The organism is Beijerinckia sp. 28-YEA-48, assembly GCF_900104955.1.
Classification (GTDB): domain Bacteria; phylum Pseudomonadota; class Alphaproteobacteria; order Rhizobiales; family Beijerinckiaceae; genus Terripilifer.
Map to the genome: position 1 here is coordinate 596,612 of NZ_FNSI01000001.1, position 25,327 is coordinate 621,938.

Genomic DNA, 25,327 nt, shown 5'->3' on the forward strand with positions numbered 1-25,327 from the left:
GGGAAGAAACGTCTGGGGCTTGGTGTGTCGGGAATTCAGCAGGCAGTTTGCCGGCTTCTGGTTCTGGTTTGCGGGTTGTGCTGCACGCCGGCGTTCGCTGCCGAACCGCAGCTTGATGGTCGAGCCGTTGGCGTTGTCTGGGTGCTGCCTTTCGTTGGCATGCTGCTGTCTATCGCCTTGATGCCCTTGGCGCTGCCTACTTTCTGGCACCATCATTATGGCAAGGTTTCCGCCTTCTGGGCGCTGGCCTTCCTGCTGCCTGCTGCCGTCCTTTTTGGTCCGGGTCTGACGGGGCATGAGCTGCTGCACACGCTGGCGCTGGAATATATCCCCTTCCTGATCCTCATCGGCACCCTCTATTGCGTGACGGGGCATATCCATATTCGCGGCAATCTGCATGGATCGCCGCTGTTAAACACCGGTCTGCTCGCGCTTGGTACTGGGCTGGCGAGTGTCATGGGGACGACGGGTGCCTCCATGCTGTTGATCCGACCGCTGATCCGCGCCAATGACGACCGCCGCTACAATGTGCATGTGGTCATCTTCTTCATTTTCCTGGTCGCGAATATCGGTGGATCGTTGACGCCGCTTGGCGATCCGCCGCTGTTCCTGGGGTTTCTTCAGGGCGTCCATTTTTCGTGGACCTTGGTGCATCTGTTGGCGCCCATGGCATTCACCTGCGCCATTCTGCTGGCGCTCTTTTTTGTGATCGATTTCTATCTTTATAGGAAGGAAGGCCGCACCCGGCCGGACCCGACGCCGGATAGCGCGCTGTCGATCGAGGGCACCCGCAACCTGTTGTTGATCCCAGCCGTTCTTGCAGTGGTGCTGGCGAGCGGCAGCTTGAAGCTGGGCGAACTCCATTTTCTGTCGGTGACATTGGAGGTGCAGAATGTTCTACGCGACGTACTGTTGTTGCTGATCGCCTATGTCTCCTTCGCGACCACACCGCATGGCACACGTGTGGCCAATGGCTTTGATTTTGAGCCGGTGGTCGAAGTGGCGAAGCTGTTCGCGGCGATCTTCATCACTATTGTGCCGGTGATCGCCATGTTGAAGGCCGGGCGCGAGGGCGCTTTGGCCACCGTCATCGGGTTGGTGACCACGCCGGACGGACTGCCGATCAACGGCATGTATTTCTGGCTGACGGGTGCATTGTCGAGCTTCCTCGACAATGCACCGACCTATCTGGTGTTCTTCAACGCTGCCGGCGGCGATGCGCAACAGCTGATGGGACCTCTGGCCTCGACCCTGACAGCGATTTCCGCTGGTGCGGTGTTCATGGGCGCCAACAGCTATATCGGCAATGCGCCCAATTTTCTGGTCAAGTCCATCGCCGAGAGCCGCGGCATCCCGATGCCAAGTTTCTTTGGCTATATGCTGTGGTCTGGCTGTCTGCTGTTGCCGATCTTCGTGCTGCTGACGCTGATCTTCTTCAGCTAGGCATTGGCAAGCAGTTTGGGCGAGCAGCTTGCGGCTGCTTCAGCTCACTTCTTGCCCGAACGCTTGATCGATTTGATGATCCGGGGCGGCTGGCCAGATTGAGCCGCGATTTCCCGATCCTGGGCCTCGATAATGGTTTTGGCCGGGCTGTCGCCGTCGAGGCCGCCCACAGCGGACGAAGGGACGCGACGGTTCGAGCGGATGGCGCCGTCCTCATAGGTGACGTCGAACAGTACGAATTCGCTGTCGCTCGATTTTTTGTTTTTGCTTGCCAAGGTGGAGCTTCCAGAAAAGACGACCGCAGGAGCTGTGTCGTACAAGGATTGAAGGGAAGGCGCTCGCGCCGCCGGGGAGAGGTGTAGGCCTGTCCCGTCCGGCGAGCAAGCGGCCTGGTGTTCCGGTGTGCAGCGGGACGATATCCTCCAGCCTGCCAAGGTACAGCGATCAACCGACCAGAACATAGTCTAATGACAGTAATTTGTTTTATTTCAGTCTATTGAGCTATTTTGTGCACCGCCGTGCGCAGGGACTGAATCCGCCGGATTGGGACTTGCTGAATCGGTTCGGCAGGCGCATGTATAGGGGCATGACTAATCTTCCTGAACTGAAACTGATCGAGGCGCTGAAACAGGTCGATGCGCACGGTGACGTTGCGCCTCCCCATGTTCAGGACCCGACCACGATGGTGATCCGTCAGCTCGCCGTGCAGGCCGACCTGATGCGTTGGGATGGCGACCGCGGCCGCTTCGTGCTGACCAGCACGGGCCGCAGCCGCATCAGCAAGCGCGCCAGTTCGACCGGAACCGTTCTGCGCTTCCGAAGCCGGGAAAAAGACGGCTCGTCGGCCCGCCAGAAGGTCTGATCCGGCTCGTTACGCTCGGCCATTGTGCTCGATCGTCGCCCGTGGCTGGCTCGCCTTGAGGCGTCCGCCAGTCTCCCAAGTTTGCTCGTGAATTGCCAGCAGGCGTGCCGCTCTGCATAGTGCTGTCGATGCGCATGGAGGGTGGGCGTCGATGGGTGAGATTGTTCTCGCGGCGAAGATCACACACGTACCTTCGATCCTGATTTCGGAACGCCCGGGGCCACTGTTTGGGCAGCGTGCGGAGGCCATCCATTCTTTGCGCGAACTGGGCACACGGGCCCGCGCCCGCACGGCCGATACCTTCCTCATTTTCGATGTGCATTGGATCTCGAATTTCGGCTGTCACATGAACGCCAATGCCCGGCATGTCGGCACATACACCTCACATGAGGCGCCGCACATGATTCAGGACATGGCCTATGATTATCCCGGCAATCCTGAGTTGGGGGAAGCGATCGCGGCGGAAGCCAAGAAGGATGGGCTTGACGTCATGGCCCATCATGTGCCGACCCTGCCGCTGGAATATGGCACGATCGTTCCGATGCACTACATGAACCAGGACGGGCACTTTAAAGTGATTGCCGTCGCGGCGCCGATCTTCTCCACATGGCAGGAAAATCGAAAGTTCGGCATGGCGGTGCGGCGGGCGGTCGAAGCCTCGTCCCATCGGGTGGCGGTGCTTGCCAGTGGCTCCCTTTCACACAAGCTCGTCAGCAACGAGCAGGTGGGCGACGGCCAATGGGATGTGGTCGGCAGCGAATTCAACCGGCAGGTTGATCTGCGCGTCCTCGATCTGTGGCGCGAGCGCCGTTACGCCGAGTTCTGTCGGATGCTCCCGGACTATTCGACCAAGTGCAACGGCGAGGGCCTGATGGTCGACACGCATATGCTGTTTGGTGTGTTGGGTTGGGATAAATATGCCGGGCGAGCTGAAGAGCTGTGCCCGTATTTTCCCTCAAGCGGCAGCGGCCAGATCACCGTCGAATTTCATCTCGACGCATAATTCCAGTGCGGTTTTCAAACGCAATTTGCTTTAGGCGGCGACGATCGTGCCGAAACCGCGGGCTTGCCGAGTGGCGATGCAGTTGCGGCCGGCATTCTTGGCTTCGTAGAGGCTGAGGTCGGCGGCTTCGAGCAGTTTGCGCGCATCCCAATTGGTGTCGGCTTTGTCGACTGTCGCCACGCCGATGCTCAGCGTCAGCATGCCGGTGACGCCATGGCTATGCTGGATCTGCTGTTGGGCGAGGGCATCGCGAATGCGCTCGGCCACCGCACAGGCGCCATCGGCATCGGTGTCGGGCAGGATCAAGGCGAATTCCTCGCCGCCATAGCGGGCCGCGACATCGATCTGGCGGCGTGCTTCGGTTTCGATGATACGCGCGACGCGGGAGAGCGTGCCGTCGCCAGCGGGATGGCCGTAGTGATCGTTATAGGCTTTGAAATGATCGATATCGATCAACAGGAGCGAGAAGGGCGTGCGCTCGCGGTGGTGGCGCGCCCATTCCCGTTCGAAGGCGAGGTCGAAACTGCGCCGGTTGGCGAGACCAGTGAGGCTGTCCGTCAGCGACAGATGTTCGAGCTGGCGAGCGGCTTTCTGCAACGCCAGTTCTGCCTCCCGGCGCCGGTCAAGTTCACTGGAGAAGCGCAACAGCAGAATCGCGGCAAGGGTGAGGAGCAGCACCATCGCCAGCACGATGATCATGGCGCGCCATTTCCAATCGGCCAGAATCTCTGACTTGGATTCTGAAATGGCCAGAACGATGGGCAGTTTATCCAGCCGGGCATAGGCATAGAGGCGATCTTCGACGGGTGATTTGACTTCGAAGACGCCGCGGCTTTCGCGGGCGACGATTTGCAACAGATCTTTGGCGGGAAGGCTGATCGTGGTGTCGGCGATGTTCGGCGAGCGCACTAGCAAAGTGCCGTCGGTGCGCAGCAGCAAGACGCTGCCGCGCCGTCCGAGATCAAGCCGGTTCAAGAGGTCTTGCAGGTAGGACACCTTGAGGGCGCCAGCAACAACCCCGCCAAAGCCACCATCGGCGGCAGTGACGCGCTGGGAGAACATGATGACCCATTCTCCCGTCGTGCGACGCTGGAACGGCTCGCTGACATAGAGTCCAACATCGTCTCGCTTGGCGTGAACCTCGAAGAAATTTCGATCCTGCAATGTTGCTGTGGCCAATTCTCCTTCGCCCAGGCCCAAGGCTTCGTTGCGCGAATTCATGATCACGCGCCCGTGCGCGTCGAGGATGGTGATCCCACCGAATTGCGGCGCCAGTGCCGACCGATCGAATAGAATCGCGCGCTGAACGGCTGGCGGATAACTGGTGATGTCGAACTTCTCCAGCCCAAAGACGACAGCGTCGAGCGAGAGTTCGAAGGAGTGAATGAGGCTATCCAGGCTGGTCTCAGCGGTCGAGCGCAGATTGCTCAAATGCAGCTTGGCGCGGTCGACAGCATCGGACCGTTCCTGAATCAGGATGAGGCCGATCAAGCCGACGAAGCTCGCGAACAGCAAAATCACCGCTATGATAAGCAGTGCTGTTTTACGTAGCTTTGTGAGACGTTCCATCGGCAGACCTCAGAACCGTCAACTTAAAGCAATCGCCGCTTGTATAGGTTAAAGGAAATCAACTACGTAAGAACATCGAAAATGAACTGTTACCGCAATGGCCACACTATGCGGGCTGGCCTGTGCCCGGCAGGGTCAGCGCGGAGGGGTGCTCAAGCAATTCCTTGATGGCTGAAACGAAATCCGTCCGGTCGGCTTCCGATAGCGGACTCAGCCCATGCATTTCAAGTCCACGCAGGCCCTCGACGGCTAGCCAAGCGAGCAGGACCGCCTGGGGGTTCTCCGCGTCAGCCATGAGCTGGCCGTAGGATTCCTCAATGGTGTGACGGACGGGAGACAAAAGTTCGCGCCTTTCGGCCGAGGCCGCCAGAATTCCCAGGGCCAGATCTTCGGTTTCCGGCTCCTGCAGCTCCAAAAGCACGGTCGTCACCACGCGCGCTTCAAGATTTGGCCCAGATTTCAACGTACTGCGCAGATGGTTCTTGCGCGCGCAGACTTCGTCGACGATTCGCTGGATCATGCCCTGGAGCAGGGCATCCTTGGAGGGGAAATTATATAAGAGTCCGCCTTTGCTGACTCCCGCGCGCTGGGCCACAGCGTCGAGGGTGAGCCGGCCCGCGCCAACCTCCCGGATGATCTGGGCGGCGGCGTCGAGTATTTTTGTGCGCGAGTTGATACGCTTAGCGGTGGGAAAAGGTGGCATCGGTCCCTTGTGGCTTTACCGTCCGGTCGGTATAGGAACCGCTCTGTGCTCGGTCAATAACGTTCCTGTCCAATCAAATTCAACGTTACCTCTGGAGTTGCGACGGCTATGAAGCGGCGTCTTGTTGTATCCGCGGTTTTCCTCCTTGTAGCGCTGACCTGCGGCGGGCTGATCTGGTTCAACTTCTTCAAAGCGAAGATGATCGCCCAATTCTTCGCCAATATGCAGCCGCCGGCCCAGGTGGTGGCGACGGCTAAAGTCGACCGGAGTGCCTGGAATCCGGTCATTCCGGCCATTGGTACGGGCCGCGCGTGGAACGGCGTCGATCTGGCGGTACAGGTCCCCGGCGTTCTCAAGAAAATCAACTTCAAACCGAACCAGCGCTATAATCAGGGCGATCTGCTGCTCCAGGTTGACGACACGGTCGATCAGGCAGACTTGGCCAATGCGCTGGCGTCCGTGAAGCTCTATGAAGCCAATTACGAGCGTTCCAAGACCCTGTCTAATCGCGGTTTCGCTTCGGATGCGACCCTCGATCAGGTGGCTTCGCAACTGGCGACGGCCCGTGCTCAAGAAGCGCGCGCTCGCGCCGTTATCGATCTGAAGGCTCTGAAGGCGCCGTTCCCCGGCGTGATCGGCATTTCGCGCGTCGATGAAGGGCAATATCTGCAGGCTGGCACCAGCGTCGCGACCTTCCAGAATCTTGATTCGATGAGGATCGACTTTACCGTTCCGGAACAATCGGCGGAGCAAGTGAAGCTCGGGCAGCAGGTTCGCGTCGGCACCAAGGAAGGCGATCTTCCCTATATGTCCAAGGTCATTGGTATCGATCCGAAAGTCGATCCGAAGACGCGGCTCGTCTCCGTGCAGTCGCTGATCGAGGACAATCGCAAGATCGGCATTCTGCCGGGCCAGTTCTTGCAGGTTGAAGTGGTGTTGCCGGAGCAACCCAATGTTCTGACGGCGCCGCAGACAGCGGTCGTGACCTCGCTCTATGGCGACTACGTCTTTGCTGTCGTCGAAGAAGATAAGAACGGCCAGAAACAGCTGACAGCGCGTCAGATGTTCGTGAAGACCGGACGTCGGCAGCGTGGATCGATCGAAATCATTTCGGGAATCGAGCCCGGACAGCAGGTGGTTGCGGCCGGTCAGAACAAGATCCAGTCGGGAGCGCCGATCAAGATCGACAACTCCGTCGACGTGACCAAGTTCAATCCTGACTCCTTGCAGTCAGCAAAGTAGGCCCAGCATGAGCCCGATCGAACTTTTTATTCGCCGTCCGGTTCTGGCGACGGTCGTCAGCCTTCTCATCCTGCTGCTGGGCGCACAGGGGTTGAAGAGCGTTCAGATTCGCCAATATCCCGAAATCAAGGAAACGACGGTCACGATCACCACGGCTTACGTGGGCGCGAGCGCCGACCTGATGCAGGGCTTCATCAGTAATCCGATCGCCAAAGCGGTATCGAGCGCGGAAGGCGTCGACTATGTGACGTCGTTGAGCCGGCTTGGTACCAGCACGGTGTCGGTGCGTATGCGCCTCAACACCGATCCCAATGCGGCGCTGACGGAGGTGATCGCCAAGGTTCAGCAGGTGCGGGCCTTGTTGCCGCCCGACGCACTCGATCCCGTGGTGGTGAAGGGCACCGGCCAGACCTTCGCGCTGATGTATCTGACCTTCGCCTCGACGGAGATGAATCCCGAAGAAGTGTCGGAATATCTGACGCGCGTCGTGCAGCCACGCTTCGCGACGCTGCAGGGCGTTGGCTCCGCCGACATCCTTGGCGGCCGCGACTTCTCCATGCGCGTTTGGCTTGATCCCGTGCGTCTGGCTTCGCTGGGCGTCACCGCCACCGACGCGGTCTCGGCGATCAACACGAGCAATTTCCTCGCCGCGCCGGGCAAGACCCAGAACGAATATGTCGCCTATGCGCTGCAAATGCAGTCGACCTTCCAGACACCGGAAGCCTTTGGCGCGCTCCCGGTTCGCTCCGATGGCGACAAGGTGATCCGTCTGCGTGATGTGGCTGACATCAGCCTCGGGCCGCGCAGCATCGATGTGCGCGTCGCCTTCAACGGCAAAGAAGGCACGTTCATCGGCATCGTGCCGTCGCCGTCAGCCAACCCGCTCGACGTGGCGAAGGAAGTCACGCGCTCGATCAACGAAATTAAGAGCACCTTGCCGAAAGGCATGTCGGTCGAAATCGTCTATGATGCTTCAAGCTTCATTTCGGCATCAATCTATGAAGTGTTCAAGACCATTGGCGAAGCGGCGCTCATCGTCGTTTTCGTCATTCTCTTGTTCCTGGGATCGTTTCGATCGGTTCTGATCCCGATCGTGACCATCCCGCTGTCGCTGGTCGGCGTCTGTTTCGTCCTTTTCTTATTGGGATATTCGATCAATCTGCTCACCCTTCTGGCCATGGTGCTGGCGATCGGCCTTGTCGTCGACGACTCGATCGTCGTCGTCGAGAATATCCATCGCCATATCGAGGAAGGCTTGACGCCGGTTGACGCGGCGATCGTCGGTATGAAGGAAATTTTCGTACCAATCGTTTCGATGACGATCACGCTGGCGGCGGTCTACGCGCCGATCGGCTTCGTGCAAGGCCTGACCGGTTCGCTCTTCCGAGAGTTTGCCTTCACGCTGGCCGGCGCCGTGATCATATCTGGCATCATCGCCGTTACTTTGTCGCCGATGATGTCGTCGCGCTTGCTGAAGGCGCATAGCGCTGGCGTTCAGACCGGCTTTGCTGGGACAGTGGATCGTTATTTCACCAAGCTGGAAAGCTGGTATGCGCGCCGCCTCGCGGGCTCGCTGGTCTACCGCTGGGTGACATTGGCGATGGTCGGCATCCTCTTGGGGACGACCGCTTTCTTGTTCATGAAGACGCCATCCGAGTTGGCGCCGGAGGAAGATCAAGGCGCCTATTTCGGTCTTGCTCTCACCCCGCCTTACGCGACGGTCAATTACACGGCTGCTTTCGCGGAAAGCCTGCTGCGGCCGTTCGAGCGTATTCCGGAGGTAGATGCGACCTTCTTGATCTCGGGTATCAATGGCGATGGCAGTGGCTTCATCGGCTACAAGCTGAAGGAATGGAGCCAGCGCACGCGTAAAGGTCCGGCGATCAAGCAGGACATCCAGACCATGTTGAACGAGAACCCCGGTATCCAGGCGTTCGTGTTCGCACCGCCGTCGTTGCCTGGCTCGAGCGGTGGTCTGCCGATCCAATATGTGCTGCGCACCACCAACGATCCGTCGCAGGCCTATGAAGTGGCCGAGCAGGTTCGCCTGAAGGCGATGGCCACCGGCAAGTTCATCGTCGTGCAGAACTCGGTGACCTATCAGACGCCACGGGCGCGTATCATCGTCGATCGCGACCGTGCTGCGGCACTCGGCGTGCAGGTGCGCGAAATCGGCAATACGCTCAACGCCCTGGTCGGCAACGTGTTGACGGCGCGCTTCGACCGCGATAACCGCAGCTACGACGTGGTGACCCAGGTCGAGCAGATCGATCGTCTCAATCCGGAGCAACTCGGGACTTATTATGTCCGGTCCGCGAGTGGCACGATGGTGCCTCTGTCGGCGCTCATCACCGTGCGGACGGATGCTTCCCCGGCGGCGATCGAGCAGTTCAACCAGCTCAACTCGGCGACGCTCTCGGCCTTGCCTTTGCCTGGCTTGACGACTTCCGAAGGTCTGGCGACGTTGCAGCAGATCGCTCGCGAAATCATGCCGACCGGCTTCTACGAGGATTATGCTGGCCAGTCCCGTCTGGAGGTGCAGGAAGGCAGTTCGCTGCTGATCACCTTCGCGCTGGCCATCATCATCATCTACCTGGTGCTGGCGGCGCAGTTCGAGAGCTTCCGCGATCCTTTCATCATCATGATGTCGGTGCCGCTGTCGGTGTTCGGGGCGATGGTCTTCCTCAATTTGGGGCTTGCCACGTTGAACATCTACACGCAGGTGGGTCTCATCACCCTCGTCGGGCTGATCACCAAGCACGGTATTCTACTGGTGGAGTTCGCGAACGAGTTCAAGCATAAGCACCGCGTCTCGAACATGCAGGCGATCCAGGAAGCGGCACGTGTCCGTCTCCGGCCGATCCTGATGACGACGGCGGCCATGGTGCTTGGCGTCGCGCCGCTCATCTATGCCTCGGGGGCGGGCGCGGCGGCGCGCTTCTCCATGGGCCTGGTGATCGCGTCGGGCATGTCCATCGGCACGATCTTCACGCTATTCGTGGTGCCGATGTTCTACACCTTCATCGCCCGCGAATTGCCGGCGGAGGAATTGCGCAAGGGGCCGTTGGCCGATCCGGCCCCGGCGCATTGAGATAAGGGAGCCGTCAGTCGATCTTAAAGTCTGACGGCTTCCACGGCATTTTGGGATATTTCAGACCCATATTTTCCAGCGTATCGCGGACGATAGCGGCGATGATCACGTTGCGCGCCCATTTGCGGTCGGCTGGTACGACATACCAGGGTGCGTGCTTGGTCGAGCAGCGCGCCAGCGCCACTTCATAGGCAGCCTGATAATCGTCCCACAATCCACGGTCTTCGAGATCGGCTGGATTGAATTTCCAATTCTTGGTCGGATCGTCGAGGCGGTCCCGCAGGCGTTCGCCTTGTTCCTTCTTGGAAATATGCAGCATGAATTTCAGCACCGTGGTGCCGCTTTCAACCAGCAGTTTCTCAAACGCATTGATCTGATCGTAGCGCTGCTCGATGATCTCCTTCGGCGCCAGCTTGCGGACTTTCCCGATCAGCACGTCTTCATAGTGAGAGCGGTTGAAAATGCCGATCGAGCCGCGACGCGGGCACGCCGCATGCACGCGCCACAGGAAGTCATGCGACAACTCAAGATCGTTCGGCTTCTTGAAGCCGTTGACCGACATGCCGAGCGGGCTTGTCTTCGAGAATACGGCGCGGATCGTTCCGTCCTTGCCGCTTGTGTCCGTCCCCTGGAGGATGACGAGGAGCGACTTGCTGCCGTCCGAGAACATATGGTCCTGCAGCGCGTCGATCGCGACAACATCCTCATCGAAACGCGCTCGGGCGTCCTTTTCGGGCCCAAGAAAATCGACATCGCGCTGGTCGATTTTCTTTAGAGCCGGCTTGGTGCCGGGTTTGACACGTATCTGCTCGGTGATCTTGTCGGCGAACTTTGACATAACAGCCTCCTCGTCGATCAAGCGGGGTCCCAACGGTCTTGTGCCTGAGCTTCGCCGACGGCGATGGCCGTCATATTGACGATGCCCCGCACGGTGACCGAGGGCGTCAGGATATGAGCGGGCTTGGCCGTGCCCATCAGGATCGGGCCGACGGGCAGGGCGTCAGCCAGCACCTTGACCAGCTGAAAGCCGATGTTGGCTGCTTCAAGCGAAGGGAAGAGTAGAACATTGGCTTCGCCCTTGAGGCGCGAGTTCGGCAGCACATGGTCGCGGATGGCCTGCGACAAAGCACTGTCCGCCTGCATTTCGCCGTCGACTTCGAGTTCGGGCGTCGCGTGGCGGATCATGCCGAGGGCCTCGCGCATTTTCAGCGCGCCGGGTGAGTTGAGCCCGCCGAAATCGCTGTCGGCGAGCAGGGCCATTTTTGGCTTCAGGCCAAAGCGCTTCACATGTTCGGCCACTTGGAGCGCCATCGCCGCGATCTCGTTGGCGGAGGGATTAGCCGTCACATGGGTGTCGGCGAAGAAGAAATGGCCGCGCGACGTGATCAGGAGAGAGAGTGCTGCCATGGCGCGGGCGCCCGGCGCCAGGCCGATGATATCGCGGATGAGGCGCAAGCGCGTATCGAACCGGCCTTCGAGGCCACACAGCATGGCGTCGGCATCGCCGCGCTGCACGGCCAGCGCGCCGATGACGGTCATGTTGGTGCGCACCATATTGCGCGCCGCATCGGGCGTGATGCCTTTACGTCCGGCGATCTGCTGCAAGGTTTGCACATAGTCGCGGTAGCGATGGTCATCCTCTGGATTGATGACTTCGAAGTCGCGACCGGCAACGATGGACAGGCCGAACCGTTTGATGCGGCTTTCGATCACCTGCGGGCGGCCGACCAGGATTGGCACCGCCATGCGCTCTTCGAGAACCGCCTGGGTGGCGCGCAACACGCGCTCATCCTCGCCATCGCAATAGATGACGCGGCGGGGATCTTCCTTCGCCTGGGCGAAGATCGGCTTCATGATGAAGCCGGAGCGGAAGACGAAGCGGTTGAGGCTGTCCTCGTAGGCGTTGAAATCGGTGATCGGCTTGCGGGCGACGCCGCTGGCCATGGCCGCCTTGGCGACGGCAGGCGCGATGCGCAGGATGAGACGCGGGTCGAACGGCGAGGGGATCAGCGAGGCCGAACCGAAGAGCGGCGCGGAGCCGCCATAGGCCTTGGCGACGACGTCGGAGGGGGCTTCACGGGCGAGCTGGGCGATGGCCTCGACCGCTGCGAGCTTCATTTCCTCGTTGATCGCCGAGGCCGACACGTCGAGTGCGCCACGGAAGATGTAGGGGAAACACAGGACGTTGTTGACCTGGTTGGGATAGTCAGAGCGGCCGGTGCAGATCATCGCATCGGGGCGCGCTTCCTTGGCGACTTCCGGCATGATCTCGGGTGTCGGATTGGCGAGCGCCATGATCAGCGGCTTCTCGGCCATGGCCTTCAACATCTCTGGCTTCAACACGCCAGCGGCAGAGAGGCCCAAAAATACGTCGGCGCCAGGAATGACATCGGCGAGGGTGCGCGCCTTGGTGTCTTGCGCATAGACCTCTTTCCAGCGGTCCATCAGGGTGTTGCGGCCCTTGTAGACGACGCCGTCGATGTCGCTGACGAAAATATTGCTGCGCGTGGCGCCAAGGGCAACGAGAAGATTGAGGCAGGCGAGCGCTGCAGCGCCAGCGCCAGAGCAGACAATCTTCACATCGCCGATTTTCTTGCCGGCCAGTTCCAGCGCATTGCGGACGGCGGCGGCGACGATGATGGCGGTGCCGTGCTGGTCGTCATGGAAGACGGGGATCGCCATGCGCGCGCGCAGCTTTTCCTCGACCTCGAAACATTCCGGGCCCTTGATATCTTCAAGGTTGATGCCGCCAAAGGTCGGCTCAAGGGCTGCGATCACATCGACCAGGCGGTCGACGTTCTTTTCCGCCACTTCGATGTCGAACACATCGATGCCAGCGAATTTCTTGAACAGAACCGCCTTGCCTTCCATGACGGGCTTGGAGGCGAGGGGGCCGATATCGCCCAGGCCAAGCACGGCCGTGCCATTGGTGATCACGGCGACGAGATTCTGGCGGATGGTGAGGTTGGCGGCCTCGGCTTCGTCGGCAACGATCGCCTCGCAGGCGACGGCGACGCCAGGGGAATAGGCCAGTGCCAAGTCGCGCTGGTTGCCCAGGGGCTTGGTGGCTTGGACCTCGAGTTTTCCAGGTTTCGGTAAGCGGTGATAGACGAGCGCGCCGGTGCGCAGGTCGTCGGAAATGTTGTTCGCCATGGTCTCCTCATGCGCCGCTTTTGATCGCGGTAAAACGCGATCGATTCCATCGTGTAGAGCGGGATTTTCCGCGAAGAATCGGTACCCGCTTTTCGCATCCCGCCCTGGCGGCTGCGGGCGCAGTTAAGGCGAGGTGGGCCGGAGGTACAAGGCCTCTTTTCAAACGCGGGTTTGAGGTGGCCGAAGGGAGGATTCTCGGAAGGTTATATAAAACAGCTGTTTAGCTTGGCTGAGAGGTCTTGCGCCAAGTCCAGAGCCAGTAGAGCGCCGCACTGGCCGCGACAATAAGGATATTGGGCGGCCATTTGCCTGGATTGAACGAACTGAGGGAGGGCATGTGCAGCACATAATAGGCAAGTGCGACGGCGATCGCCAAAGCGATAAAAGTAAGAAAGCGCGAGATATCGAGAACGCGAGCGAAAAACCAAATCACGATCAGAAATGCGACCGTCGCCCAGATGCTCGCCAACGATCCGAGTGCGAAAATGTAGAAAACCTCTCGCAGCACGAGTTCGCCGTCAGCGATTTGCCTGAACAGCATTGTCAGAAGTGAGATCGGCATCACTCCAACGGCGATCAGAACAATGGGTGTCAGAACGATCTGCGCAAGGCTCGCGGCCAACAGGGCCGCGAAGGACAGAGGGACACCACGGTTCTGCGTTGCATCGACAAAGGGCCACATCGCATTTCACCCGCACTTGCGCGTTTTGGGTTGCTGAGCGTCGCGAAGAGCTTGCTTCACCTGCGGTCCAGAATTCGGGCCAAAATCGGCGGCCGACAGATAGCCTGTCTCGATCAAGTTTTTTAGATTTTCGAAGGCTTCTACGTCCTCGGGGCCATCCCAATTGGGGTGAAGGTCTGCAAAGAAAGGCTGATCGGCAGCCAAATTCCGGGCCTTAGTATGCTCGTAAAATGCATAGAAGTTGACGAGGTCGGCACGTTGGGCTGCGTCGCACAATCTTTCGACCTTTTTCGCTGCGTGGCAGTTGAGAAAGGCTACGACGTCTTTGTGACGGCCGCTGACAAAGCCCGATTGAATACTGTTTTCGGACGCTCGAGGTCTTTCTTCTTCATTTTTATTTTTGGCGCTGATCACTTCGGAGGTGCAGTACTGCATCATTTCTGCTTGCGGGCTGCCGAGCATCATGCGTCCGCCAAAGGTCGCCATCGCGAATTTGGGGTCGCCCCCCGAGCGATGAAATTGCGCGGCCGACTTCGCGATAGAGTCCCAGACCCTTTCAGTGTCAAGGTTTCTGGCCCTATTGGCATCTTCCGTTTTCGGGCTTGGGGGGCCGAATTTGGATTCGACGTCTGAAAATTTAGATTGAACGGTTGGAAATGAAGCCGAGGAAGCAAGCAGCCAGCTCGTGATCACGTAGCCGACGATCACTAGAGCCACAAACTGCATGAAGACGACTTTGAATGCGCTACCGGACATTTGCTTCCTCGGAGCCAATGTCTGGGCAGCTTAGAGGTTGGGCCGTTAATAGGTCGCCAATCGACTTCCTTAACAAAGCGCAATCGCTTTGCTTCTGCTTTGATGTTTTCGGGTGAATGGCGTCGCTTTGTCTGAGCGCGCAATCAGACCGGCGCGGGCTTAAACCACGCCCCCAGGCGAATGGCTGTCAAAAGGGACAGGCCATGGACGACGAAGCCGATGGCGATCGCGACAAACAGCCACGTCAGCGAGCCTGTCAGGCGCAGCGCGATCCAGCCGCCGAGTACGGCGATGGCGAGGCGGAAAAAGCCTGTGGCGAGCGGCCAGAGCAGCCGGCCCGCACCCTGCGAGGCGAAATAGAGTCCCATGGCCAAGCCGAAAAAACCATAGGCCGGGCCGACGATGCGCAGATAGGTCGCGCCGGTCTCAATGACATGGGGGTCTTGGCTGAATTGTGACATCCACGCTTCCGGCCAGATCGCCGCCGACAGGCCGACGATTTCCGTGGCCACGAAGGTGATGGCGCCGCCGATATAGGCGATGCGCAGCGCGCGTTCCTTTTGGCCCGCGCCCATATTGACGCCGACCATCGCCACCAGCGGCGCGCCAAGGCCGAAGGAGAGCGGGACCAGCAGATATTCAAGCCGTGCGCCGGTGCCATATCCCGCTGCTGCCGCGGCGCCCGCCGTGCTGGCAGCCAAAGCCGTCGTCAGCGCGATGATGACATTGGTTTGCAACGACGTGATCGAGGCCACGGCGCCGACCGACAGAATAGCCTTGAGCATCGGCCAGCGCAGGCGTGTCCAGCGAAACCGCGCCGGATTGCGGCCCGACAGGACATACCAGCCCAGCGCGATGACAGCGCCGACGTAATACAGGGTGAATGCCAATCCACCACCGGCGACACCGAAGGCGGGGATCGGTCCGAAGCCGAAAATCAGCACTGGCGACAGGGGCACGAGAACGATCACGCCGAAGCCCGTCACCATGGCGGGGACCACCATGTTGCCGGTGCCGCGGATGACGCTGGCGAGGCCATTGGTCAGCCAGAGCAGAATATTGCCGGCGAAGATGACGTTGGAATAGGCGAGCGCCGCATCGAGTTCAGCTCCAGAACCGCCGAGCAGACGATAGATGTCGCGGCCAAAGAGCAGCATGGTCACGGTGAAAAACAGGCCGATGGCGGCATTGATGAACAGGGCGTGCAGGACGAGCGCGTCGGCATCGTCATGGCGGCCGGCGCCCAGGGCCCGGGCGATGGCGGAGGAGATGCCGCCACCCATGGCGCCGCCCGAGATCATCTGGGTCAGCATGACGCCGGGAAAGACCAGGGCCATGCCGGCCAGGGCGTCAGTGCCGAGTTTGGCGATAAACCAGGTCTCGATCAGGCCGGTGGCGGCCTGGGCGATCATGACCACCAGATTGGGGGCAGCCATCATCAGCAGGGTCGGCAGAATCGGGCCGTGCAGCAGCCGTTGGGTGCGGGCGTCCATGGTCCGCGCGGCTGGAGCGGCGGCGATTTCGCGGGGGTGAACGGTCATGCCGGACCTGCGGAACGCGACTTTGTCTCGCCGGTGGACAAGTTTTTGACGAGATAATGAGGCGCCTGGATCGGCTCGCGGGTCGCCGGATCGACGAAGATGGGCTCAACCGGCTTGCCGGTACGGGTGTCGATGACGGTCACTCTGGGGCCTTCAGGTGCGAAATGGCGGTTGCCCCAGGACATCAGGGCGAGCAGGACGGGGCGGAAATCGCGACCACGCTGGGTCGGCGCATATTCGTGGCGCAGGGGTCGCTCGCTATAGGGCCGACGTTCCAGCAGGCCGGCCTCGACGAGGGCATTGAGCCGACGCGTCAGCATGTTGGGGGCAATCCCGAGGCTGGACTGGAATTCGTCGAAGCGGCGCAAGCCGTTGAGGGCATCGCGCATAATCAGCATGCTCCACCATTCGCCGACGTGTTCCAGGCCACGGGCGATCGGGCACGACATATTGGCGAAGCTTTTGTGTTGCATGAAGCCTGGTACGCCACTAACTAGCATCATGCAAGTCACGAAGGGGTGAGACCATGTCTCAGGCTAAGTTGGAGCCTATGTCGGGTATTCGCGCGCCGTATTATCTGGACGATTTCCAGGTCGGCCAGCGTTTCGTCACCGAGAGCCATGCGCTCGATGCAGCGCAGATCAAGGCTTTCGCGGGTGAGTTCGACCCGCAGCCTTTCCACCTCGACGAGGAGGCGGCGAAGAACACTCTGTTTGGCGGCTTGGCGGCGAGTGGCTGGCACACGATGGGCATCACCATGAAGCTGCTGGTTGGGTCTGGCGCGCCGATCGCTGGTGGCATTATCGGCGCCGGGGCGGAAGTCGCCTGGCCGCGTCCGACACGCCCAGGCGACGTGCTGACCGTGGAAAGCCACGTTATGGAGGTCACCCCGTCGAAGTCGCGCCCCGATCGCGGCATGGTGTTGATGCGCAACGAGACGAAGAATCAGAAGGGCGAGATCGTTCAGGTGATGACGGCGAAGCTCGTCGTGCCAAGACGGTCGCAATAAAGGCGGCAGGAATAACGGACATATAGTTCACCCTTGACCGCTGCGGTACGTGTCCTAGAACGGCGCCAGCAAAGCTGGTGTCGCGAAACAAGAATTGGAGGAATACGCCGTGGTGGAGAAGGTTCTCGCAGCTGTCAGAACTGCGCCAAGCAAGACCGAGATTCTTGAATATCCTATGCCCGACGTGCCCGTCGACGGCGCCTTGATGAAGATGGAAGTGGCTGGCATCTGCGGCACGGACGTGAAGCTCTATGCGCATCCGCCGACCAAATCGCCGGTGATCATGGGCCATGAGAACATCGGCTACATCGCCAAGGCTGGGCGCGAGTTCACCAGGCGCAAGGGTTTTAAGGAAGGCGATCTCGTCTTCGTCGAGCATTATGTCATGTGCGGCAAGTGCGAATGGTGCCATCGCGGCGAATATCGTCATTGCGAGAACACCGATTGGCGCAACAATCCCGACAGCATTCGCTATGGCTATACCTCGGCCGAAAAGGCGCCGCATCTGTGGGGCGGTTTCGCGCAATATGTCTATCTGCCGTGGAATTCGGTGGTTCACCATGTGCCCAAGGGCGTCTCGCCGGAACTCGCTGGCCTGGTAACGCCCATGGCGAACGGCATTGAATGGTCACTGTTTGAGGGCGGCGTCGGCTATAATTCGACGGTGCTGATCCAGGGGCCTGGCCAGCAGGGCTTGTCGCAGACGGTGATCTGCAAGCAGGCGGGCGCCAAGAACATCATCATCACCGGCACGTCGAAGGACGGCGCGCGTCTTGAAGTGGCCAAGAAGCTCGGCGCCGATCATACGATCGACGTGCAGAAGGAAGATCCGCTCGAAAAGATCATGCAATACACTGAAGGCAAGGGCGTTGATGTCGTGCTTGATTGCACGGCGGGCGCGGGCACCGTGCCGATCCTGCTTGGCATCGAAGCGTTGAAGCGCAAGGCCGGCGTCATGGTCGTGCAGGGGGAAATGCCGGAGTTTCCGAACTTCCCGATCGGCAAGATGACGACGAAATACATCACTTTGCGCAGCGCCCGTGGCCACAGCTACCGGGCTTGCGAACTGGCGCTGGAGCAGCTTGCTTCGAAGCGCTTCCCGCTGGAACTGGTGACGACCCATAAGTTCGGCCTGAAGGATGTCGATCTAGCCATCCGGTCCGTCGGCAACAAGGACGGCGCCGTGAAGGATGTGATCCATGCTTCGCTGATGCCGTGGATGTGATCGACTGAATTTATCCAACTGGCTCGAACCACCGTTCACAGGTGGTTCGAGCCTATCTTGATATCTGTTTGGTTGAGGAAACCCATGTCCGAACCCGTCACCATTCCGATGCTGCAGCAGATGAAGCGCGACGGCAAAAAGAGCATCGGCGTTGTCGCCTGGGATTATCCGACGACACGTTTCGCTGAACGGGCCGGGGTCGATTTTATCTCGATTGGCGATTCCGTCGGCGCCAATCTGTGGGGCCACAGCAATCCACTGCAGGTGACGCTCGATGAAATTCTCGTCTGCTGCAAGGCGGTGCGGCGCGCTGCGACCCGCGTGCTCGTGTCCTGCGACATGCCCTATGGGCCGCTGCAGGAGGGGGTCGACAGTGCCCTGAAGGCGGCGGTGCGCATCGTCAAGGAAGGCGGTGCCGATATGATCAAGCTCGACGGCGCGGCCGATTATCCGGAGGCGGTCGACGCGTTGACGCGGGCTGGGATTCCGGTGTTCGCGCAGTTCGGCCTGACGCCGCAGACGGCGCTGAAACTTGGTATTCCCTACAGTGCGCAGAATTCCGCTGATGCACAGGCGAGCGCCGAAGCGGCGACGCGTCTGGTCAAGGAGGCGAAAATGCTCGAAGAGGCCGGCGCAGCCCTTCTTGACTTCACCAATTCCGGCCCGATGGCCGGCAAGGCCGTGGTGGACGCGGTGAAGATCCCGGTGATCGGTGGTTTCGGCGGCGGGCCGTGGCTCGATGGTCGTGTGCGTTTGGCACAGACCGTTCTCGGCTATGGCGAGAAATGGCTGACCTCGAAGACCGATACCTATTTCAACACGGCACAAGGCACGGTCGATGCCTTCGCGGCACTGGTTGCCGACGCTCGGGCGGGCAAGCAGATCAAGGGTTGAAGGCAGGGGTTGAATGAATGCATACCGTACTCATTGACGGCATCGCGACGCGTTATCAGGTTATCGGTTCCGGAGATCCCCTGCTGATGTATGCGCCCGGTGGCTTCGATGCCACCTTGGAAAAATGGTCGACGCAGGGTGTCTATGCGAAGATCAAGCCGGTCGATCATCTGTCACGCCACTATTCCTGCATCATCTTCGATCGCCGCGAATGCGGCCAGTCGGGCGGGCGGGTCGAGAAGGTCGGCCTCGCGAGTTACGTCAAACAAGGCTTGGGCCTGCTCGATCATCTCAAGATCGACAAGGCGCATCTAATGGGCGGCTGCATGGGCTGCTGTCCGGTGGCGGCTTTCGGTGTCATGCATCCTGAACGCGTGCGCAGCATGGTGCTGTTCTGGCCCGTCGGTGGCGCGAAATATCGTCTGTCGAGCCAGCAGCGCTTCGCCGATCATCTGGCTTTCGTGCGTGCCAACGGTCTGCAAGCTGTGGTCGATCTGGTGAAAGCCGACGGCAAGGCCTTCAATGCCGATTCACGTGGCGGCCCTTGGGCTTCCGTACTCAAGCACGATGCGAAATTCGCTGCCGACTATGTGCAGCAGGATGTCGGTCGCTATGCACTGATCGTCGAAGCTTTCGGCCGCACCATGTTTGATCGCGATACCGCGCCCAGCGCTGAGCCGGAAGAGCTGTTGGCCTGCCAGGTGCCGGCGCTGGTCGTGCCGGGTCATGATGCCGCCCACGCGACATCGGCCGCATGGTATCTGCACGAATGTCTGCCGAAGTCGGAATTCTGGAACGTGCCGGTGTCCGAGCAGACCGAAGAGGCGACCAATCCGGTTCTGCTCGACTTTCTGAAGAAAGCCGCTTGAGAGACGAAGGCTTAAGCCTTCGTCTCCGGTAGTCCCAGAGCCGCGAGCGCCGCCTGGGCGACGATCACGTCTTCTTCCGGCTTGGCGCCACCGGCGCCGATGCCACCGATCACCTGGCCGTTGACAACTATCGGAAAGCCGCCGGGCATATTGGTGAAATCGCCATCCATGCGAATCTGCATGCTGAGCACCTGATCTGGTGGCGCATAGCCGCTCGGTAGGCGCTGTGACGCCGCCGTCATGGCTTTTTTGGTGGTGGTCCGGGCGGCGAAGAACCGCGCGCCATCCATCACCAGATAGCCGAGAAGCTGGCAGCTTTGATCGCAGACCGCGAGGGCGATCTTGACGCCGATCTCGTCGGCCTTGGCGACACCGGCGGCGAGCATTTTCATGGTCGCCTCATGGGTGAGGCGATGGGTGGGGACGATATCTGGCATTATCCGACAAGCCCGGTGGTGCCCTTGGCGAACAGGTCTTCGGCTTTGACCTTCTGCTTGATGATGCCTTGCGTCAGTGCATGGTCGATGAGGGTTTCGATGACCTTGCGGTTCGGCTCGAGGCCATAGGGCAGGGGCTCGCCGGTGATGTCGAGGACGCGTTTGTGGACCTCATCGACCTCGGTCATTTTCTCGATCTGCCCAGCTTTCAGTTTCTCGACATAGAGCCGCTTCGACTCAGCAAAAGCGTTGAACACGTCGGTCGCGAGTTCCGGATGTTGTTCCAGCAGTTCGTCCTTGATGACGACAAGATGGTTGATGGGATAGTGACCGCGCTCGCGCAGGGCCTTCAGGCCCGCTTCCAAGGCATTGGGAATAAGCGGTTGGACATCGGGATGTTTGACATCGACGCCGATCGCAGCAGTGAGTTCGCCCGAGATCAGCATGTCTTCCATTTTCTTGCCGGCTTCGATCGGCACCACATTGGCTGGCGCCACATATTCAGCCACATGCTCGTCGCCGGAGAGAACCCAGGTGATCTTCGACAGATCGACGCCATGCTCTTCCTGCAGGATGGCGCGGGCCCACACGCCGGTGGTCACCGTATAACCGCGATTGACGCCGACCTTTTTGCCTTCGAGATCTTTCGGCGTTTTGATGCCGGCCTTGTTGTTGACCAGGATGGCGCCGTGATGGAAGGCGCGCACCAGCGGTGTTGCCACCGCGGTCATCTTTTTCCCGTGCGCCTTGGCGCAGATATAAGTGGTGATCGCCATCTCGCAGATGTCGAATTCCGAGGCGCGGACCATGCGGCGGAAGCCGGCAATCAGCGGTTCCACTTCGACAAAGTCGAATTCAAAGGTCTGCGGCCTCACCGTGCCGTTTTTGACGGCGGCATTGTTGCCTTGGAGGCGGGTGACGGTTTTGAGTTTAGGGCCGGTCATCGGGCGTTTCTCTCCATTTGTCTGTTTTTTGCTGTGTGGCCGGTGTTTTATGTCAAACATGGCCATGGGGAAAGGGGTTCCGGCGGCGGTTTTGCCTGGATAGCAGTTCATGCTAGGAGGCGCGCACCCCTGATTTTATGGAATCCCGATGTCTGAAGAACTTCCCGACCACCTGTCCACCAATCCGCAGAGCCCGTTCTATAATGAGGCCGTTTTGTCGCGCGACGTGGGAATTCGCTTCAACGGTGTCGAGAAGAACAACGTTGAAGAATATTGCATTAGCGAGGGCTGGATCCGCGTCTCCGCCGGCAAGGCCAGAGATCGCTACGGCAATCCGATGACCATTAAGCTGACCGGGACTGTCGTGGCCTATTATCGCGAAGCAAAGTCCGAGAGCTAAGGCTCGTTAACAGCAATCGCAGCCGAAACTGTCGTGGATGATGAGCGCCTTCTTCATCCAGCGCGGCGGTAAGTCGTCCTCGGTCACGTCGAGCGCTGGTTTGAAAATCTTGATGTGATGGCGGTCGGCGCCGTCGTTCGTCCAGAAAGCGATGACGGTTTCAAGCGGTGGGCAGCCGGGCTGGGCGCAGGCGAGTTCGGCGACGACGATGGTTTCGTCTTCGCCGAGCTGGAAGCGCTCGCGGGTCCATTGTTTGATGTGCCGCAAAGCGGAACGCTGCGCCGGGTTCTTGCGCAAAGACATGCCGCCGCCGTGGCCGGTCGGGTCAAAGCCTTGCCACAGCGCCAGTTTCTCTCTGTCCTTGCTTCTGTCCTCGACCAGATCGTCCAACTTCTTTCTCCGACGAAAAGCTACAGCAAATCGCGTTTCGGTAGAAACGCGATTTTGCTTCGAATCTCCATTTCGACGCGTCTTCGTGGCGTTTGATGCTTCCATCAAACCACGAAACGCTATGCCTGCTTTTCGTCGAAAAAGCGATTTGACGGGCGCGGCAAGTCGAGATTTTCGCGCAAGGTCTTGCCTTCATATTCCTTGCGGAAAATGCCACGCCGCTGCAGTTCCGGGACGACCGTGGTGACGAAGTCTTCCAGGCCGCCCGGCAGATAGGGGAACTGCACGGTAAAGCCGTCGGAACCTTCGGTGACCAGCCATTCTTCCATGGCATCGGCGATCGTCTTGGGCGTGCCGATAAACTGCAGGCCGGTGTGGCCACCGAGCCGTTGGGCGAGTTGGCGCACGGTCAGGTTCTCGCGGCGGGCGAGTTCGATGGTGCGCTCGCGGCCGCTCTTGCTGGCATTGGTGTCTGGAATGTCCGGCAGGGGGCCATCGAGGTCAAAGCCAGAGGCGTCATGGCCGAGCGCGATCGACAGCGAGGCAAGGCCGCTGTCGTCATGCACCAGGCTGTCGAGCAGGGCGCGTTTGCGCTTGGCCTCGTCGACCGTCTCGCCGACGACGACGAAGGCAGCGGGCAAGATTTTCATGTGATCGGGTGAGCGACCGAATTTGGCCATGCGGCCCTTCACGTCCTTGTAAAAAGCCTGGCCGACCGCGAGGCTTGATTGCGCCGTGAACACCGCTTCGGCGGTTTCAGCGGCGAGCTGGCGGCCGGGTTCCGAAGAGCCGGCCTGGACGATGACCGGCCAGCCCTGGATCGGCCGGGCGATGTTAAGAGGCCCGCGCACCGAGAGAAACTCACCCTTGTGGTCGAGCACATGCATTTTGTCGGGATCGAAGAAGACGCCGTTTTCGACATCGCGTACGAAAGCGTCGTCAGCCCAGCTGTCCCACAGGCCAGTGACGACGTCGATGAATTCACGGGCGCGGCGATAGCGGGCGCCGTGTTCCATGTGTTCGTCCATGCCGAAATTCAGCGCCGCATCGGGATTGGACGTAGTGACGACATTCCAGGCCGTCCGCCCGCCGCTGATATGGTCGAGCGAGGCGAAGCGCCGGGCGATGTGATAGGGCGCGTCAAAGGTGGTGGATGCGGTCGCCGCGAGGCCTAGCCGTTCGGTCGCCTGCGACAGGGCTGAGAGCAGGGTGAACGGCTCGAACGAGGTCGACGTATGGCTGCGCTTCAGGGCCTTCGTCGGCATGTTGAGGACGGCCATGTGGTCGGCCATGAAAAAAGCGTCGAACTTGGCCTGTTCCAGCCTTTGCGCCATCTGCTTGATCTTGGCGAAATTGAAATTCGCATCGGGCCAGCCGCCGGGATAGCGCCATGCACCGGTATGGATGCTTGCTGGGCGCATGAAGGCGCCGAGGCGCAGCATTTTCTTATCAGTCATAAGATTTCACCGTAAGAATCTGGAGGTTTGATCGTTAGCCAAGCTCCACACGGTGAAGCTGTCAATGCGTGCGTAAGCGCCATGACGGCCGGTGGTGCGTGAGGATGATATTCAAGGCCGATCAAATCATGTTGAAGGCGCGCCTTCATCAGCTGTCCCGCAGTGTGGGCATGGTGTTAGGCAGGACTTGCCGCGTTGATTGGTCGTTCGAGGGCGTCACTTTCCGCTTTGCGGACCGTCGCCAAATTCCGCCTTGCGGCTCATCCCGGAAAAGTGCCAGCATGCCCGAGAGGGCAGGCTGCGCGAGCGGCCTGAGAGGGAGGGCGCTGGGAAACCGTCATCTGCACGGGGCGTCCTTAAGGGAGAAGGACATGCTTCCAGTAAAATTGTCATCGGGAAAATTGCTATTTGCCCTGGCGTCGGTGGCGACGCTCGGATCCGCGACCGTTGCCTCGGCGCAAACCATCAAGATCGGCTGGGTCAACAGCTATTCAGGCTTTCTCGCCCAGGCCGGCGATCAGATGGAAAAAGGCCTGAACCTTTATGTGAAATTGCATAGCAAGGATTTACCGCCGGGTGTCAAGGTCGAGTTCGTCCGCCGCGACGACACCGGTGCGCCGGAGGTCGGCAAGCGCGTCGCGCAGGAACTGATCACGCGCGAACGGGTGCAAATGCTCATGGGGGTTGTCGCCTCGCCGGTGGCGGCGGCGATCGCGCCATTGACGGCCGAAGCCAAGATCCCATTCGTCATCACCAATGCGGGCGGCGTCTCGATCCCGCGGATTTCGCCTTACGTGGTGCGCTTCTCCTTCACGCTCTGGCACACCGCTTTGCCGATCGGGACATGGTCGGTGAAGCAGGGGTGGAAGCGCGGTTTCTCAGCCGTGGCAGACTTTATTCCCGGGCACGATGCGGAAGGCGCCTTCATCAAGGGCTTCACCGATGCCGGCGGCCAAATGCTCGGCTCGATCCGCTTCCCGCCCGCTTCCGCCGACTATGCGCCCTTCATGCAGCGCATCAAGGATGCAAAGCCGGATGTGGCCTTCGTTTGGGTGCCGGCGGGACCGGCCGCGACTGCCATTATGAAAGCGATTAAGGACCTTGGTCTGCGTGAGGCGGGGATCAACATCGTCTCGGCCCACGATCTTCTGCCGGACGAGGAACTGCCGAATATCGGTGCTTTCGGCGCTGATATCGTGACGGCGGGTAATTATTCGACGACGGGCGTTCGCCCTGCCAACGCAGCTTTCCTGAAAGCCTGGGACGAGGAATATAAGGGCAAGGCTATTCCCAACTTCACGTCGGTTGCCGCCTGGGATGCCGCGCACGCCGTTTTTGAGATGATCAAGACGACGAAGGGCAAGTTTACTGGTGATGAAGCGATGAAATTCTTCAGCACCTGGAAGGATCCCGATAGTCCGCGTGGTCCGATCGCCATCGATCCAGCGACGCGCGACATCATCCAGGACATCTATATCCGACGCAGCGAAATGAAGAACGGCAAGCTGGTGAACACGGATATCGAGACCATCAAGGCGGTCAAGGATCCGTGGAAGGAACTCAATCCACCGAAATAATTGCTGCCGAAATAATTGCCCTGCGGCTGGCGGATCCATTGCGAACCGCCAGTTTGCCACCTGCTTGGCCGGTTGAGAAC

At 60.0% G+C, this 25,327-nt stretch carries 24 protein-coding genes; 11 read left to right on the forward strand and 13 right to left on the reverse strand.

What is annotated here, in order from left to right; all coding sequences use genetic code 11:
• The first annotated feature begins 24 nt into the window (after positions 1-24).
• Entirely contained in the window at positions 25-1,443 is a 1,419-nt protein-coding gene (locus tag BLW50_RS02750) for a sodium:proton antiporter (RefSeq protein ID WP_244544118.1), read from the forward strand.
• A 44-nt stretch (positions 1,444-1,487) separates the two neighbouring features.
• Here BLW50_RS02750 and BLW50_RS02755 read toward each other — a convergent pair whose 3' ends face one another.
• On the reverse strand, positions 1,488-1,718 hold the full coding sequence (locus tag BLW50_RS02755) for a hypothetical protein (protein ID WP_090697075.1): 231 nt from the start codon (positions 1,716-1,718) through the stop codon (positions 1,488-1,490).
• A gap of 311 nt (positions 1,719-2,029) precedes the next feature.
• Here BLW50_RS02755 and BLW50_RS02760 point away from each other — a divergent pair, with 311 nt between their 5' ends.
• Together BLW50_RS02760 and hpaD are read left to right on the forward strand one after the other, a co-directional pair.
• Positions 2,030-2,305, forward strand: coding sequence for a hypothetical protein (locus BLW50_RS02760; RefSeq protein WP_090708597.1), 276 nt, complete (start codon positions 2,030-2,032; stop codon positions 2,303-2,305).
• A gap of 151 nt (positions 2,306-2,456) precedes the next feature.
• Positions 2,457-3,308 (forward strand): 3,4-dihydroxyphenylacetate 2,3-dioxygenase, encoded by an 852-nt coding sequence (gene hpaD, locus BLW50_RS02765; protein ID WP_090697078.1) that lies wholly within the window; start codon positions 2,457-2,459, stop codon positions 3,306-3,308.
• A gap of 30 nt (positions 3,309-3,338) precedes the next feature.
• Here hpaD and BLW50_RS02770 read toward each other — a convergent pair whose 3' ends face one another.
• Positions 3,339-4,877 (reverse strand): GGDEF domain-containing protein, encoded by a 1,539-nt coding sequence (locus tag BLW50_RS02770; RefSeq protein WP_090697081.1) that lies wholly within the window; start codon positions 4,875-4,877, stop codon positions 3,339-3,341.
• A gap of 106 nt (positions 4,878-4,983) precedes the next feature.
• A complete protein-coding gene (locus tag BLW50_RS02775) occupies positions 4,984-5,580 on the reverse strand; it encodes a TetR/AcrR family transcriptional regulator (protein WP_090697084.1) in 597 nt (198 codons plus the stop codon).
• Positions 5,581-5,688: 108 nt separating this feature from the next.
• Between BLW50_RS02775 and BLW50_RS02780 the strand changes: the two genes are divergently transcribed.
• Positions 5,689-6,822 (forward strand): efflux RND transporter periplasmic adaptor subunit, encoded by a 1,134-nt coding sequence (locus tag BLW50_RS02780; RefSeq protein ID WP_090697087.1) that lies wholly within the window; start codon positions 5,689-5,691, stop codon positions 6,820-6,822.
• Positions 6,823-6,829: 7 nt separating this feature from the next.
• The gene (locus BLW50_RS02785; protein ID WP_090697089.1) at positions 6,830-9,913 is read left to right on the forward strand and encodes an efflux RND transporter permease subunit; all 3,084 of its coding nucleotides are present in this window, start codon (positions 6,830-6,832) and stop codon (positions 9,911-9,913) included.
• A gap of 13 nt (positions 9,914-9,926) precedes the next feature.
• Here BLW50_RS02785 and BLW50_RS02790 read toward each other — a convergent pair whose 3' ends face one another.
• From BLW50_RS02790 to BLW50_RS02815, 6 genes are all read right to left on the reverse strand, one after another.
• A complete protein-coding gene (locus BLW50_RS02790) occupies positions 9,927-10,751 on the reverse strand; it encodes a PPK2 family polyphosphate kinase (protein ID WP_090697091.1) in 825 nt (274 codons plus the stop codon).
• Positions 10,752-10,768: 17 nt separating this feature from the next.
• The gene (locus BLW50_RS02795) at positions 10,769-13,066 is read right to left on the reverse strand and encodes an NADP-dependent malic enzyme (RefSeq protein WP_090697093.1); all 2,298 of its coding nucleotides are present in this window, start codon (positions 13,064-13,066) and stop codon (positions 10,769-10,771) included.
• Positions 13,067-13,286: 220 nt separating this feature from the next.
• A complete protein-coding gene (locus BLW50_RS02800; RefSeq protein WP_090697095.1) occupies positions 13,287-13,748 on the reverse strand; it encodes a hypothetical protein in 462 nt (153 codons plus the stop codon).
• 6 nt (positions 13,749-13,754) lie between these two features.
• Entirely contained in the window at positions 13,755-14,504 is a 750-nt protein-coding gene (locus tag BLW50_RS02805) for a hypothetical protein (RefSeq protein WP_090697098.1), read from the reverse strand.
• Between the two features lie 143 nt (positions 14,505-14,647).
• Positions 14,648-16,045, reverse strand: coding sequence for an MATE family efflux transporter (locus tag BLW50_RS02810; RefSeq protein WP_170849960.1), 1,398 nt, complete (start codon positions 16,043-16,045; stop codon positions 14,648-14,650).
• Complete coding sequence (locus BLW50_RS02815; protein ID WP_090697101.1) at positions 16,042-16,518, reverse strand: winged helix-turn-helix transcriptional regulator; 477 nt, start codon at positions 16,516-16,518, stop codon at positions 16,042-16,044. Before BLW50_RS02815 ends, BLW50_RS02810 begins: the two co-directional genes overlap by 4 nt.
• Positions 16,519-16,571: 53 nt before the next feature.
• Here BLW50_RS02815 and BLW50_RS02820 point away from each other — a divergent pair, with 53 nt between their 5' ends.
• The 4 genes from BLW50_RS02820 (at position 16,572) to BLW50_RS02835 (ending at position 20,042) form a co-directional block, all read left to right on the forward strand.
• Positions 16,572-17,054 carry a MaoC family dehydratase gene (locus BLW50_RS02820; RefSeq protein WP_244544119.1) on the forward strand — a complete coding sequence of 161 codons (483 nt, stop codon included), beginning with the start codon at positions 16,572-16,574 and terminating at the stop codon, positions 17,052-17,054.
• A 109-nt stretch (positions 17,055-17,163) separates the two neighbouring features.
• Positions 17,164-18,279, forward strand: a complete 1,116-nt coding sequence (locus BLW50_RS02825) for a zinc-dependent alcohol dehydrogenase (protein WP_090697106.1) — start codon at positions 17,164-17,166, stop codon at positions 18,277-18,279.
• A gap of 84 nt (positions 18,280-18,363) precedes the next feature.
• A complete protein-coding gene (locus BLW50_RS02830) occupies positions 18,364-19,173 on the forward strand; it encodes a 3-methyl-2-oxobutanoate hydroxymethyltransferase (protein ID WP_090697109.1) in 810 nt (269 codons plus the stop codon).
• A 17-nt stretch (positions 19,174-19,190) separates the two neighbouring features.
• Complete coding sequence (locus BLW50_RS02835) at positions 19,191-20,042, forward strand: alpha/beta fold hydrolase (RefSeq protein ID WP_090697112.1); 852 nt, start codon at positions 19,191-19,193, stop codon at positions 20,040-20,042.
• A gap of 11 nt (positions 20,043-20,053) precedes the next feature.
• Here BLW50_RS02835 and BLW50_RS02840 read toward each other — a convergent pair whose 3' ends face one another.
• Both BLW50_RS02840 and BLW50_RS02845 read right to left on the reverse strand, forming a co-directional pair.
• Positions 20,054-20,479 carry a GlcG/HbpS family heme-binding protein gene (locus BLW50_RS02840; RefSeq protein WP_090697115.1) on the reverse strand — a complete coding sequence of 142 codons (426 nt, stop codon included), beginning with the start codon at positions 20,477-20,479 and terminating at the stop codon, positions 20,054-20,056.
• Positions 20,479-21,423: an ABC transporter substrate-binding protein gene (locus BLW50_RS02845; protein WP_090708602.1), complete on the reverse strand. Its 945-nt coding sequence runs from the start codon at positions 21,421-21,423 to the stop codon at positions 20,479-20,481. Before BLW50_RS02845 ends, BLW50_RS02840 begins: the two co-directional genes overlap by 1 nt.
• Positions 21,424-21,571: 148 nt before the next feature.
• Between BLW50_RS02845 and BLW50_RS02850 the strand changes: the two genes are divergently transcribed.
• The gene (locus tag BLW50_RS02850; RefSeq protein ID WP_090697117.1) at positions 21,572-21,823 is read left to right on the forward strand and encodes a DUF3297 family protein; all 252 of its coding nucleotides are present in this window, start codon (positions 21,572-21,574) and stop codon (positions 21,821-21,823) included.
• 6 nt (positions 21,824-21,829) lie between these two features.
• On the opposite strand, the gene BLW50_RS02855 is transcribed toward BLW50_RS02850, so the two are convergent.
• Both BLW50_RS02855 and BLW50_RS02860 read right to left on the reverse strand, forming a co-directional pair.
• Positions 21,830-22,213 carry a hypothetical protein gene (locus BLW50_RS02855; protein ID WP_210186023.1) on the reverse strand — a complete coding sequence of 128 codons (384 nt, stop codon included), beginning with the start codon at positions 22,211-22,213 and terminating at the stop codon, positions 21,830-21,832.
• Positions 22,214-22,332: 119 nt separating this feature from the next.
• Complete coding sequence (locus BLW50_RS02860; RefSeq protein ID WP_090697118.1) at positions 22,333-23,670, reverse strand: LLM class flavin-dependent oxidoreductase; 1,338 nt, start codon at positions 23,668-23,670, stop codon at positions 22,333-22,335.
• Between the two features lie 371 nt (positions 23,671-24,041).
• On the opposite strand from BLW50_RS02860, the gene BLW50_RS02865 reads away from it, so the two are divergent.
• Positions 24,042-25,247 (forward strand): ABC transporter substrate-binding protein, encoded by a 1,206-nt coding sequence (locus BLW50_RS02865; RefSeq protein WP_090697120.1) that lies wholly within the window; start codon positions 24,042-24,044, stop codon positions 25,245-25,247.
• Positions 25,248-25,327 lie beyond the last annotated feature (80 nt).

Coding starts and splice junctions, on each gene's coding strand:
- BLW50_RS02780 (WP_090697087.1), top strand. CDS start 5,689: ATGAAGCGGCGTCTTGTTGTATCCGCGGTTTTCCTCCTTGTAGCGCTG.
- BLW50_RS02845 (WP_090708602.1), bottom strand. CDS start 21,423: ATGACCGGCCCTAAACTCAAAACCGTCACCCGCCTCCAAGGCAACAAT.
- BLW50_RS02810 (WP_170849960.1), bottom strand. CDS start 16,045: ATGACCGTTCACCCCCGCGAAATCGCCGCCGCTCCAGCCGCGCGGACC.
- BLW50_RS02835 (WP_090697112.1), top strand. CDS start 19,191: ATGCATACCGTACTCATTGACGGCATCGCGACGCGTTATCAGGTTATC.
- BLW50_RS02760 (WP_090708597.1), top strand. CDS start 2,030: ATGACTAATCTTCCTGAACTGAAACTGATCGAGGCGCTGAAACAGGTC.
- BLW50_RS02850 (WP_090697117.1), top strand. CDS start 21,572: ATGTCTGAAGAACTTCCCGACCACCTGTCCACCAATCCGCAGAGCCCG.
- BLW50_RS02795 (WP_090697093.1), bottom strand. CDS start 13,066: ATGGCGAACAACATTTCCGACGACCTGCGCACCGGCGCGCTCGTCTAT.
- BLW50_RS02860 (WP_090697118.1), bottom strand. CDS start 23,670: ATGACTGATAAGAAAATGCTGCGCCTCGGCGCCTTCATGCGCCCAGCA.
- BLW50_RS02805 (WP_090697098.1), bottom strand. CDS start 14,504: ATGTCCGGTAGCGCATTCAAAGTCGTCTTCATGCAGTTTGTGGCTCTA.
- BLW50_RS02800 (WP_090697095.1), bottom strand. CDS start 13,748: ATGTGGCCCTTTGTCGATGCAACGCAGAACCGTGGTGTCCCTCTGTCC.
- BLW50_RS02865 (WP_090697120.1), top strand. CDS start 24,042: ATGCTTCCAGTAAAATTGTCATCGGGAAAATTGCTATTTGCCCTGGCG.
- BLW50_RS02820 (WP_244544119.1), top strand. CDS start 16,572: ATGTCTCAGGCTAAGTTGGAGCCTATGTCGGGTATTCGCGCGCCGTAT.
- BLW50_RS02770 (WP_090697081.1), bottom strand. CDS start 4,877: ATGGAACGTCTCACAAAGCTACGTAAAACAGCACTGCTTATCATAGCG.
- BLW50_RS02830 (WP_090697109.1), top strand. CDS start 18,364: ATGTCCGAACCCGTCACCATTCCGATGCTGCAGCAGATGAAGCGCGAC.
- hpaD (WP_090697078.1), top strand. CDS start 2,457: ATGGGTGAGATTGTTCTCGCGGCGAAGATCACACACGTACCTTCGATC.
- BLW50_RS02815 (WP_090697101.1), bottom strand. CDS start 16,518: ATGCAACACAAAAGCTTCGCCAATATGTCGTGCCCGATCGCCCGTGGC.
- BLW50_RS02790 (WP_090697091.1), bottom strand. CDS start 10,751: ATGTCAAAGTTCGCCGACAAGATCACCGAGCAGATACGTGTCAAACCC.
- BLW50_RS02785 (WP_090697089.1), top strand. CDS start 6,830: ATGAGCCCGATCGAACTTTTTATTCGCCGTCCGGTTCTGGCGACGGTC.
- BLW50_RS02775 (WP_090697084.1), bottom strand. CDS start 5,580: ATGCCACCTTTTCCCACCGCTAAGCGTATCAACTCGCGCACAAAAATA.
- BLW50_RS02840 (WP_090697115.1), bottom strand. CDS start 20,479: ATGCCAGATATCGTCCCCACCCATCGCCTCACCCATGAGGCGACCATG.